Genomic DNA, 11,057 nt, shown 5'->3' with positions numbered 1-11,057 from the left:
GACCCGGAATTTATCTATACTCCCAGCGTACTAATGGATTGCGCCAGAGCGGCTATGCTCTTGGTAAGCTCATCCAGCTTGGCTTCCATCCGCACCAGCAGGTACAGGGAAACCACCACCGGGAAGCCTAAATTGGCTATTTGGGCCCATAGGCCTTGTTCCATCAGTTATCACCTCGCCTTGTCTAGACCAGTTCCAGCTCGGTGACCTCGCGGCTTACAATGCGCGCAGCCGAAATCTCGACTAAATCCCCGCCGCTGGTAACGAAAATGTTGTGGTCGATTATATCCTGCATCGCTTGCGCCACTTCCGCACCGGTTAGATCCTCCCGCGGCGCTGCCAGGGACAGGGAAGCATTCTTACCGGCAGCGTTCTTAAACACCAACATTAAAGTCTGTTCCATCCAGCTCACCTCCTTCTAGTTTTTGGGCACCTGTGGCTGCTACAGCCCGTTGTGCTTTAGAACTGATCCAAAGTACCGGTGTCGATGCGCTTTACCGTAAGCAGCGGATACTGCTGTAATCCGGTCAAAGACTGGGCCACAGCGTAGACGTTTTCATCAAGGGCATCGGTTTTTACATTGCTAAAATAACGGTTCTTAATAATAGGTTCATTATCCTCGCCAATCCCAGTCTGTAGTTGAAGCTGCATACGGCTACTCTCAGGAGTACGCTCTACTGCCATGATCACACCTCCTTCCGTCCGCCTTCACTTATAGACTGACGAACGGAGGCTATTTGGACCTGGTGGGCGAGCACTTTTTTTAGCCGGGCTTCGGCCCGAGCATAGGCCCCCTTGGCAGTGGAAGGAGCAATGTTTAGTTGACGGGCGATGGCAGCAAAAGTCAGTCCCTTAAGTCGGCCGGCTACCACCTGCTGCTGCCGCGGTGTCAGCTTGGCAACAGCATGCCAGAACGCTTCTTTATCTTCCGTCGAAAGAGCTTGTTCTTCCGGCCCCGGCTGATCCGACGCCAATACCGCAGCCAGCCCCAACCCATCTTTAAGCGGTGCATCCAAGCTGGTTCCTTCCCGTTCCCGTAGCCGTTGGCTGCACCTTAACGCGTACCGAACAGCGTAGTATACCTGCCGCTTCACATACCAGGTAAAGGGAGCTGTTCCCGGTCGAAAATTATAGATCGCTGTAAGAAGAGCTAAATTCCCCTCTTGAGCCAGATCGTCCACTAGGTCCGGCTGCAGTGCCCACCGGCGGGCCGTGGCCCAGACCAGCGGTTGAAATCTCCTCACTATCTCCTCCACAGCCGCCCTGTTATCTCGTTGCGCTGCCCGAATAAGCTGCTCCAGTTCCTTTCCCGGCTGCATGTTTTCCTCCCTCCCAAGCTCAATGTGTGCGGTCTGGTCCTGCCGCGGTAGGTTACGGTCAACCTTTTGTTAGCCCATAAGCTTATATGTTAACATTGGGGTAAAAGAGTAGCCCGGTCACGGCCTCTCTGTTATTTCTGCTCCAGTTTTCGGATAAACTCTTTCCAATCAGCGTCGGTGGCCTTTTCCTTCGCTTTCCTCAGAGCCACCGTTACAATGGGTTTGTCCATAATGTAATCAGGCAGATCCGGGGATATCTCATGCCGATCCTTCCCGGCCAAATCGAACATGGTCTCTTTATCGCTCTTGGTCAAACCAAGCCGCCGGGCTATTTTCTCCAGCATGTTGATATCCGGCGGATTCCTTCTGCTCTTTTCAATATCGCTCAAGTAGGCCGCGGTAATATCCAAATCTGCCGCCAGGCTGCGCAAGGTTAGGCCGCGAGCCTTTCTTTTGGCGGCGATAAACTCACCGAATCTTACACCTTCCATTATTCAACTCCACCCCTCTGTGGTGCTAACCACTTGTTTGATCTACCGGTCTTACCGGCACTGCCGCCGGTGTGTTCCCTTATCTTTTGTGAAGCACCCTGTCTCTCGCTTCTTTCTAATTAGCTGTAGATTCTCCAGCCTAATGCGAGCCGCTTGAATCGAAACTTCAAACAGATCGGCCAGCTCGAAGGTTAGATAGTCTGTCCATAGATCCAAGCTGATATGGGTGCCTCGTGCATAGAACCGGGCTTCAATTCCCACCGATCTAAATCTCCTCCACGCCGCCAGAGCAAACGCTTTCCTTGGCATTAGCAGCGCCGAGGACAAACAGTCTGCCTGCCACTCCAGCCAATCGTCATCGCTGACCAATTGCCGTCGTCTATTTTCGATATCCACCCGCCGGCAGCGGATAAAGAACTCCGGATTTGAGCAGAGCGGCAGCTGTCCGGCATCCATTGCATAGCAGTGTCGGTGCAGCAACCAGTGCCCCAGCTCATGCCCCACAGTAAATCTCCCTCTTCGGATTTGACTGGCGCTGAGCAAGCTGTTGTCGATGAGAATGGTGCCTTCTTTAGCCCGAATATGTTTGGCTTCGTTCCGATCAGCATCATACACCGGTACCAAACAATCACTAAACACCGTCATGCCCAATATGGACCGGTTGTGGGACAAGTCCTGGTAATCCATCTCCAAGCCCATATGAGTCTCGGCCAAATGCTCAATGTCCACAGCAGCGGGCTCAGCCCCCAGGCCCGGATTGTAGCCGGCCAAGATTGCCTCGGCAATAGCCTCGATTTTAGCCTTCGTCAAAATCGGAACTCCATTCTTTTTCCGACGCACACGGACTCGAATCATCAGCCCCCCCTTTCCACTTAGGCTTAGCCTGTAACCGCTGCAGCATACCATGGATGCTTGTAAGCTGCCATGCTAACGCCATTATACACCCAGCCCTTCCCGTTGTCAACGGACCTACTACGGGGGCCGGCCAGGATCTATCGCTACACAGTGTCCCTTCACACCATTGCCACAAAAACTCTTCTTCGTTGTCACTTTGCTCCTTCAAAATGACGGGTAATCTGTTCATTTGCCGTGCTACGGACATCGCTGGATATTCAATAACGCTATTTACCCCTGAATAGACACGCTACCCAAGATCCCTCGCTGCGCTCGGGATGACAATAAGGGGCTTTTTCAGCTATCTCGGGCAGTCCCCGGTGGGCCTCTGGCCGGCCTTTAATCACCGCAAAGCCCGCTCCGTATAATACACAATCCCAATCGCTCCCGGCCCCACATGCAGCCCGATCACCGGGCCAATATCGCATATCTTAGGCTCTAGCTGCAGCTTAGCCTGTATCTTCCCCGCCAAATCCTTAGCCTGATCCAGGCAATTAATATGATGAACGGCAATTTCCCGAATGCCATAATCAACATTATCTTGCAGTGTCTTATCAATCATAGTCATAATAGCCTTGGTTTTAGTTCTTACTGTCTTCAGCACCGTGGTCACGCCGTTTTCCACCGTCAACACCGGTATTATCCGCAGCAAATTACCGATTAAGGCGCTGGCGCCCCCGATCCGTCCACCTTTTTGTAGATAAACAAGATTGTCAGGTATAAATAAAAACCGACTGCTCCTGATATTGTTCTCCGCAGCTTCCTTCACTTGATCCAAGCTTTTGCCTTCTTGGGCCACCCGTGCGGACACAATCGCCGCAAACCCCAACTGCATAGAATTAGACCGTGAGTCCATAATCTCAATCTTGGCCTGGGGGTATTTTTCCAGCACCATCGCCTTCACCTGACAGGCACTGGCATAGGTACCGCTCATATCCGCCGACAGAAAGATACAAAGAAGGTCGTCCCCCTGGGCTACCACCCTTTCCATCTCCCGGTACAATTCGCCCACAGACGGTTGGGAGGACACCGGAATCCCTCTTTTCTCCATTAGTTCATAAAAAGTCTCGTTTTCTACTTCCGTCTCCTTCATGCTTTCTGTTTGGAAACAAACATACAACGATACGACTCTAATGTCCAAAGTTTCTCTTACCTGCGGATCGATATAACTGGTACTGTCGGTGATAATTCTTACCGCCACCGGCATGCCTCCCCTATAGTTCATGGGCCGACAAGTCTAGGATCTAGAAACTCCTTCTCATTATAGCATGGGACTGCCGCTATCTGCAGTATTTTATGATGTTTTTCGACAAACCCATTTTAGCCCTAAGGACAGTCTGAGATAGCTGGGAAAGCCCCTAATTGTCCTTCTTCAACTCCGTTTTTGGAATGGCTGGCGAAGAACATGGTTTTTCAGTGCTCTCGGGCAGTCCCCTCGGCTGGCGCAGTCCCTGTGGCTGGCGGTGCTTGGGGCTGGCCTGCTCGGGCCCTTCAACATAAAAACGAGCCCGGCGCGGGCTCGTTTTACCAGCTATTTTTCGACCTTAAGCCTAACTTCCTGTTAATCGGCGGCGAAGAGTACGGATAGCAATTTCGTGGTCCCCAAACATTTCACAGATAGAAATTTGATCTTGAGCCATTTTCTCCAGGGTCTGCTCCATTCGGGCTTGGCCGTCCTTCAATGCTGCCACATCAGCTTTGAGCTCAGCCACGTCAACTTTAAGCCCGGATACATCCTCTTTAAGCTCGCCCACGTCAACTTTAAGCCCGGATACATCCTCTTTAAGCTCGCCCACATCTCCTTTCAACAGGGCAACATCTGCTTGAAGCTGTTTTTGGCCTTCCTTAATGTCGATGTTATCTCTATGTACTATCGCGACTTTTCCAATCAAATCCGTTAACAACCCTTCAATACGTTCTAGCCGCTCCTCACTCATTTTGCAACCTCCCCGCCCACACAATCCGTCCTTTGCTTCTTTCAACATTATAACCTATTAAACCAAAAACAGGAACCTCCCGCGATCATTCACTTATAATTTTACTGAAGGGGATTTGGCTTACTCACGACTAAATCTTACCGAGGGGATGTGGGTTGGAGGTGTCACAACCGACTCGCCGTAAGTACAGGGCCCAAAAGCACAAGGGCCTCAAAAGAAGCCCTTGTCACTCGGTGTGTTGCTATTTCTCCTTTTCCTAGGCCACGGTTTCTAATACAGCCGGCTCAAATCTATCTCTGCTCTCACTGTGAGCAGCGGATCTACTAACTGCGAAATCTTAACATCCACAATGGCCGATGCCAGAATATAGGCCTCTTCAAAGGAAAGATCCTTGGCCTCCATCAGGTAATTCACCGCATCCCGGATGGCAATCTGCGCCGCTGTAAACAACTCTACATGGGATCCCATGAACATAATCCGGTTGCCTTTTTCCAGTACCGGACGTTCTAAGCCGGTATTCTTCTTCAGATCTACCCGTACAGTAACCACTGCCCGGCATTCCACCCCAGTACCGCACAGCTCACCGTCACCTTGAGCCGCATGGCAATCGCCCATATGAAGCAGGGCCCCTTTAACATTCACCGGCAGGTTCACTCGGCACCCGGCACCAATCTCGGCCGTGTCCATGTTCCCACCATGATCCCCCGGCGCCCCACACGGTATGGCTTCTCCCTTGGGAGCTATGCCGATAACACCTATCATGGGTTTAATAGCAAAGGAGAAGTTCTCGTCCCAAATAACTTTATTGTCCTTAATCGGTAGAATCTTAGTGGTAGCAGTCCCCACTTCATCCGCTAACACTCCCAGGCCCGGTACAGCCACCATAACTCCTTGCTCAGCCACGTCAATGCTAAGGATGTCTACCACCAGGGTATCCCCAGGCTCGGCTCCTTCAATATAGATCGGACCGGTAGCCGGATTCACCCGATCAAAATCAATCGACTCTACTACATCTTCCGGAGTGAGAATTTGGTTGTCAAAGCAATCCTCAGTCTCGATTACCAAGATGTCACCAGGCTTAGCCTTAGCTATCGGCTTCGCCTCCGAGCCAATAGCAAACTGTTTATACTCCCGCGAAACATGGATAATCTTACTCTTGGGCTCTGCCATTGCCGTTCCAGCCAACACCAAAACCAGAGCCAATGCCACCGTTAACGCAATAATCTTACTTCTTAACTTCAAGTTGCTCCCTCCCCATTTGTTATTGTTTTTATATATTCCACCTTATCCCATTAAATCCTCTTTTTACCGCTGACTGTTTGTTGATAATTTTGTCCCTGTTTCTTTTGGCTTTTCTTGTCATAACTTTATGCACATAATAGCTTGCGTTTATGACAACGCTAGCATATACTATCATTATGGAGGGATATAGCTATGTTGAATTATGAATTGGTAGGCCCCCGATTTAGTGAGTTGCGCAATAAAAGCGGCCTAACCCAAAGCCAAATTGCTAACTACCTCGATGTCGACCAAAGCTACATTTCGAAATGTGAAAAAAACGAGCGGCGCTTTAGTGCAAATCTCCTGGAAAAAGCAGCAGCTCTCTTTGGGTGTTCCATAGAATACTTTACGGAGGAAACAAGCAAGTTCGAACCCCTACCCATAGCCCTTAGAGCCGAAGGTATAACCGCTGAAGATCTAGAAACCATAGCCGCCATTAACCAGATTGCAGTAAATTTGCGCGTCATGGAAGGATTGATCGAGGGGGAATGGTTGTGAAAGAAAAAATAGAAATAAATGCAGAAGCTGTAAGTTTGCGTAAGCAGCTTGGAGAAGACATAGACTCCCCAATAGATATCTTTTCTTTGCTTCACAATAGCAAGGACCTAACAATCGTGTTTTACCCTATGAGCGATAGGGTAAGCGGGATGTGCATCAGGGACGGAAATAACAGAGTAATCGGGATTAATTCCACTACCACCTATGGGCGTCAGCGGTTTACAGTAGCTCACGAATTATACCATCTTTTTTTTCACGATGATTTTGGGAGTGTCGTATGTTCAAAAGACCTCGACCAGAACAAAGAACCGCAAGAAAAAGAGGCTGATATGTTTGCGTCCTATTTCTTAGCACCCTATGAGGCTTTAGCCCACTTTGTGAGAGTAAAACTGGGAAAAGAGAGATACGCCCTTGAATTAATAGATGTTATCAAGATAGAACAGTATTACGGGTTTAGCAGGCAAGCAATGTTGTGGCGACTAATAAACGACGGCTATCTATCGCGTAGGAAAGCAAATACAATGAAGACAGGGATAATATCATCAGCATTAAGACTGGGATTTGATGACAAGTTGTATCTGCCCGCTGCGGTAGAGAAGCGATATGTGACCTTGGGAAAATACGTTAGGATGGCTGAAGAACTAAAAGACAAGGGGCTTATCTCCACCGGCAAATATGAAGAACTGCTGCTAGATGGATTTAGAAGCGATATTGTCTATGGGTTCACTATTCAAGAGGAAGAGACTTATGACTAGCAGTCTAATCTTTGATACAGATTGCATCTCTTCTTTTTTATGGGTAAATAGAGAAAACATCTTAATCAAACTTTATCCGGGAAGAATTGTACTACCTACACGGGTCTATGCCGAGCTGTCGCACCCGAGCATTCCTCATATAAGGAGTAGGATAGCTCAATTATGCCTAAATGGTCACGTTACGACCAAGGATATATTGACACATACAGATGAATACAACCTGTACTATGAACTAGCAATTTCGCCACCCAGGGGTGAAAAAAGAATAGGCAAAGGTGAAGCAGCAGCTATCGCCTTAGCAATAGTGTATAAAGCAATCCTGGCCAGCAATAATCTCAGCGACATATCCAAATACATAGAGAGATTTGGCTTGAAACATGTTACTACTGGAGACATACTAGTTGCAGCATTAAATGCAGGATATATTAATGAAAACGTGGGAAATCAGATTTGGAGCAACATGATTTCCAAGCGAAGACTCCTACCGACTAGATCTTTTTCGGATTATCTTAAGACGATTAAATAAAAGCAAAGACCGGTAGGGGTCATAGCGCTTTTACCCCGAAAGCCAGCTCCTGTATGTTCGGGAATAGTGCCAAATTGAATCTCGTACCACCCGAGCTATTTCAAAGCTCTATTCTGCAGCATATGAGTCAAGAGGAATAAAGCTCCGACCAAAAACGGTGGAACTGAAATAAGGGCAAAGGTATCAGCTCTATTGTAAGTGCCGTACCTTAAGGTGAACAATGCCCCCACGGCCAGAAAGAGCCAGCCGCATTTCAGCGGCTTGTTCCAGTTCAAGACCAGTATTGCCAGCATAATCAGCGAGGGCAGCGAGTGGATCACAAACCCCAGTATCTTTAAGAACAGATTACCCTCCCCGCCAAAAACATCTAGGGAAAAAAGCATCAAAAACAAGATGAAAGCCATGCTAAGTGCTCTCGGGATCCAAATAAATTTAGCCAGACTTCGTCTATTCATCATTTTAATCTTCCTCTCCTCAAAATCTTTCCTAGTCGCCCATCGCCAACTCAAGATGCGAATGTCAAGGAGATTCAAGCCGATTTCGGGATCGAATTTTCTTCTGTATTCATAATTCTTTCCAACAACACTTATTCCTGCTCTGGCCAAAAATATTGGGTATCGAAGCAGCGGGAGCCTCCCTGGAGGCTCCCGCTCGACTTTTAGGGTATGTCTTGGTTCCTGGTACGGTCATACTCTACCAAAATCTTATGGCCGAAATCAGATGGCTTACAAACTTCTTCCCGATGGCATAATTTATGATCAAGAAAACCATCTGCAACCCTAGGGCACAATAAGCCGGGTTTATTTTTTCCCTGGCCTGATCCAAGTAGTACAGTGTGTGCACAGAGCTGGAGATCACCGCTATCAGCCCCAGGGCAATCAAGGCTATCCCCCAACCCACCGAGGCCGAACCTAGTACCAGAGCGGCTAGAGCTATAACTGCAGGTACCACAAACATCGAGCCGTATTTGGCCACCACCGTTTGCCGCTCATAGTTATTGTTGTTATACAAAACCAGTGCTCCGATAGCGTAGCCCAGGCCCACCAGCAGTCCGAAGTACAACAGCCCGTAGCCAACAGCATAACTGCCAATAGGCAAATCAAGAAACGGAATCCGAGCTGTTGCCTTCTTAACACTAGTATAAAATAACAAGAACATCATAAATGTAAACAAGCCAATACTTGCTAAACCCTCAACAAAACTGTCCACCTGTTCCTGCCTAAGTGTGGCCAAAGGATCTTTCAGGTGCAATAAGAAGTACTGGGTGTAATTACTCAGCCCACCGGTTATTTTGTCGGCAGCTGCTGGGGCCGCCTGCTCACCCGCCAAAGGCTGCCCACACTCAATACAAAATTTATGGTTCTCGGCTACCTTGGCCCCACACTCGGGACAACTATTCATGTCTCCTCCTCTTCCTTTCTTATGTCTCCCCGGTCGACTCTATTTTTCATACATAATCCAGCCGTCATTAACCCAATCAGTTATCCGGAGCCAGATATTGATCTCATCATCGATTTTAGTATCATATACATGCCATTCATCCTGAACAGTTGTAACACCGACAACCTCGCTCTCAACGCTGGGTTCCCTTTTCAGTTCGGTGCCCTCCGGTACTACGATCCGGCTATAATACAATTCATTGCACAGGGCTTCCGCTGCGCTGAGCTCTTTAGCCGATTCCACTTGTTCTGGAGTGATTCTGGTGAATAAATCCCCGTCGATGACAATCTCATTCTCATTCACTTTTTCCACGTGAGCTTCCCCATACTGGGTCACCGCTAGGCCTGTGGTCTCGGTAAAACCGGTAACCTCAACCGCCAGCTCATCCTCGTCGTCGGTAAACGGCGCAAAAACCCTAATCCTTCCGTCGTTGGTAAACTCTAAGAAAACACGGTCCCATTCCGAATCCAACTCCCATGTTCCCACCAGATCCTTGAGGCCCAACAGGTTGGCAAACAATAGCCGATTGGAAATATAGACCTTGGAGTACTTCTCCAAATCCCGTATCATTTGTTTCCCTTCGGTCTGGTCCGTGATGAGATATGCTTCGTTCTTGCTATTGTAATAAGCCACCGCGCTTAGATTATCCGATATTTCCAGCCCTTCCACGTCCGACGCTACCAGTACCGGTTCGGCCCGAAAGTCATAGGCATACAATTCGTCGTCATCATTTAGATAACATAAAAGTCCTGGCGCTGTTAGCTTATAATCAACCACATCAGCGGTCAGGCGCTTGTTTTCTCCGTCCGGGTTACCTGCATATAACGAAGCGTCTTTGGTCCGATAGACCAGCAGACGACTTCGTTCCCCACCCAGCATAAACTCCGACACCTCTGAAGCCACCAAAGTATTTTTTTCGGCCGCTAAATCTCGATAGAAGAGTTTCTCATCACTATTGATAAAGTAGAGCTTTTTCCCATTATCCACCAGCCAGTAGTGGGCCACATCCGATGCCAGCCACTCCGGGGTTCTCCGGTCCCGTACAACATACAATTCGCCCTTATCCTGTGCGTGATCAAAATCGGCCAGATAGGCGATGTTATTGCCGGCCAAATTAGGGCGGGATGCATCACTGCAGTTGATCTTTACATTATCGTCCTCATCCAGCTTTCGCGTGTAAAGCTCCCGATCCTGGGTGAGATACCACATTACTTGTCCTTCCGGATACAAAACAAAACAACTTACATTAGAAGCAATCCGCGTTTCCGGCTCTGTTCCTTGTTTCACGTAAAGATTACTGTCACTGCCTATATAAGCTAGCGTGTTACCATCATGGGAAAGTGTGTAATCAGTTTCATTTACCCTGCTAGCTACCCGTACCCGTTCGCCCAATGCACCTTCCTTCAGCTCCTGTATATACAGAGCCCTATCCTCTCCCTTTAGGTAAGCAAAGGTAGATTCGTCCCCCGACACCTGGACCGACCAGGGCACTACTTCCTTAGTAACTGTTGTTCGTTCGCCGTCGCTCTTCCAATAGTGCAGCACGTCTTTTTTATCAACATACAGTATGGCCGCGTCCGAAAGCAATTCGAAAGATTCCTCCCACATGTCGGAAGCGATCTTCTGTCTTTCTTCATTCTCACCCACCAGATACAGTTCGCCAACATGTGAATCCTCGCTTACATAGACTAAAATATCATCATGTACTTTTAAAACAACAGCCGGCTCACTGTTCCCACATCCTACAAGTCCTACCAGCACAATTACCGCCACCACTGCCAGTACTATCTTGTTTCTATCCACCCACGCTTCTCCCCCTCTACCAGTCAAGATTAATTCGTCCAGGCCGGCTTTCCCATTCACCCCCCATCGTAATTGAAACCACCACGAAAAAACAACCGGCAACAATTTGCCGG

General features: G+C 48.6%; 15 protein-coding genes. 3 read left to right on the top strand and 12 right to left on the bottom strand.

Features of this window, described 5'->3' with window-relative positions; all coding sequences use genetic code 11:
• Nucleotides 1–14: 14 nt before the first annotated feature.
• The 9 genes from GX016_03455 to GX016_03415 all read right to left on the bottom strand — a co-directional run bounded on the left by GX016_03455 (nucleotide 15) and on the right by GX016_03415 (nucleotide 5,883).
• Entirely contained in the window at nucleotides 15–164 is a 150-nt protein-coding gene (locus GX016_03455) for a YvrJ family protein (GenBank protein HHT70622.1), read from the bottom strand.
• Nucleotides 165–184: 20 nt separating this feature from the next.
• Complete coding sequence (locus GX016_03450; GenBank protein ID HHT70621.1) at nucleotides 185–403, bottom strand: DUF2922 domain-containing protein; 219 nt, start codon at nucleotides 401–403, stop codon at nucleotides 185–187.
• Between the two features lie 56 nt (nucleotides 404–459).
• Nucleotides 460–684: a DUF1659 domain-containing protein gene (locus GX016_03445; GenBank protein HHT70620.1), complete on the bottom strand. Its 225-nt coding sequence runs from the start codon at nucleotides 682–684 to the stop codon at nucleotides 460–462.
• 2 nt (nucleotides 685–686) lie between these two features.
• Nucleotides 687–1,319: a sigma-70 family RNA polymerase sigma factor gene (locus GX016_03440; protein ID HHT70619.1), complete on the bottom strand. Its 633-nt coding sequence runs from the start codon at nucleotides 1,317–1,319 to the stop codon at nucleotides 687–689.
• Between the two features lie 131 nt (nucleotides 1,320–1,450).
• Nucleotides 1,451–1,810, bottom strand: coding sequence for a helix-turn-helix transcriptional regulator (locus GX016_03435; protein HHT70618.1), 360 nt, complete (start codon nucleotides 1,808–1,810; stop codon nucleotides 1,451–1,453).
• Between the two features lie 51 nt (nucleotides 1,811–1,861).
• On the bottom strand, nucleotides 1,862–2,665 hold the full coding sequence (locus GX016_03430; GenBank protein ID HHT70617.1) for an ImmA/IrrE family metallo-endopeptidase: 804 nt from the start codon (nucleotides 2,663–2,665) through the stop codon (nucleotides 1,862–1,864).
• Nucleotides 2,666–3,047: 382 nt separating this feature from the next.
• On the bottom strand, nucleotides 3,048–3,905 hold the full coding sequence (locus GX016_03425) for a DegV family protein (GenBank protein HHT70616.1): 858 nt from the start codon (nucleotides 3,903–3,905) through the stop codon (nucleotides 3,048–3,050).
• A gap of 349 nt (nucleotides 3,906–4,254) precedes the next feature.
• A complete protein-coding gene (locus GX016_03420; GenBank protein ID HHT70615.1) occupies nucleotides 4,255–4,641 on the bottom strand; it encodes a hypothetical protein in 387 nt (128 codons plus the stop codon).
• A gap of 270 nt (nucleotides 4,642–4,911) precedes the next feature.
• Nucleotides 4,912–5,883: a hypothetical protein gene (locus GX016_03415; GenBank protein ID HHT70614.1), complete on the bottom strand. Its 972-nt coding sequence runs from the start codon at nucleotides 5,881–5,883 to the stop codon at nucleotides 4,912–4,914.
• A 192-nt stretch (nucleotides 5,884–6,075) separates the two neighbouring features.
• On the opposite strand from GX016_03415, the gene GX016_03410 reads away from it, so the two are divergent.
• The 3 genes from GX016_03410 to GX016_03400 are packed head-to-tail and all read left to right on the top strand — an operon-like array spanning nucleotide 6,076 to nucleotide 7,701.
• The gene (locus GX016_03410) at nucleotides 6,076–6,420 is read left to right on the top strand and encodes a helix-turn-helix transcriptional regulator (protein ID HHT70613.1); all 345 of its coding nucleotides are present in this window, start codon (nucleotides 6,076–6,078) and stop codon (nucleotides 6,418–6,420) included.
• A complete protein-coding gene (locus GX016_03405) occupies nucleotides 6,417–7,175 on the top strand; it encodes an ImmA/IrrE family metallo-endopeptidase (GenBank protein ID HHT70612.1) in 759 nt (252 codons plus the stop codon). Before GX016_03410 ends, GX016_03405 begins: the two co-directional genes overlap by 4 nt.
• Nucleotides 7,168–7,701 carry a hypothetical protein gene (locus tag GX016_03400; GenBank protein ID HHT70611.1) on the top strand — a complete coding sequence of 178 codons (534 nt, stop codon included), beginning with the start codon at nucleotides 7,168–7,170 and terminating at the stop codon, nucleotides 7,699–7,701. Before GX016_03405 ends, GX016_03400 begins: the two co-directional genes overlap by 8 nt.
• Before the next feature lie 95 nt (nucleotides 7,702–7,796).
• Here the strand turns inward: GX016_03400 and GX016_03395 are convergent, their stop codons facing one another.
• The 3 genes from GX016_03395 to GX016_03385 form a co-directional block, all read right to left on the bottom strand.
• On the bottom strand, nucleotides 7,797–8,159 hold the full coding sequence (locus GX016_03395; GenBank protein HHT70610.1) for a hypothetical protein: 363 nt from the start codon (nucleotides 8,157–8,159) through the stop codon (nucleotides 7,797–7,799).
• 235 nt (nucleotides 8,160–8,394) lie between these two features.
• Complete coding sequence (locus GX016_03390) at nucleotides 8,395–9,102, bottom strand: zinc ribbon domain-containing protein (GenBank protein ID HHT70609.1); 708 nt, start codon at nucleotides 9,100–9,102, stop codon at nucleotides 8,395–8,397.
• Nucleotides 9,103–9,141: 39 nt separating this feature from the next.
• The gene (locus GX016_03385) at nucleotides 9,142–10,944 is read right to left on the bottom strand and encodes a hypothetical protein (GenBank protein ID HHT70608.1); all 1,803 of its coding nucleotides are present in this window, start codon (nucleotides 10,942–10,944) and stop codon (nucleotides 9,142–9,144) included.
• Nucleotides 10,945–11,057: the final 113 nt, after the last annotated feature.

It is taken from the genome of Bacillota bacterium, from assembly GCA_012837285.1.
In the GTDB taxonomy this organism is placed as follows: Bacteria; Bacillota; DTU030; order DUMP01; family DUMP01; genus DUNI01.
Note: the sequence above shows the minus strand (reverse complement) of the source record. Positions and strands in the feature narration are given on the sequence as shown.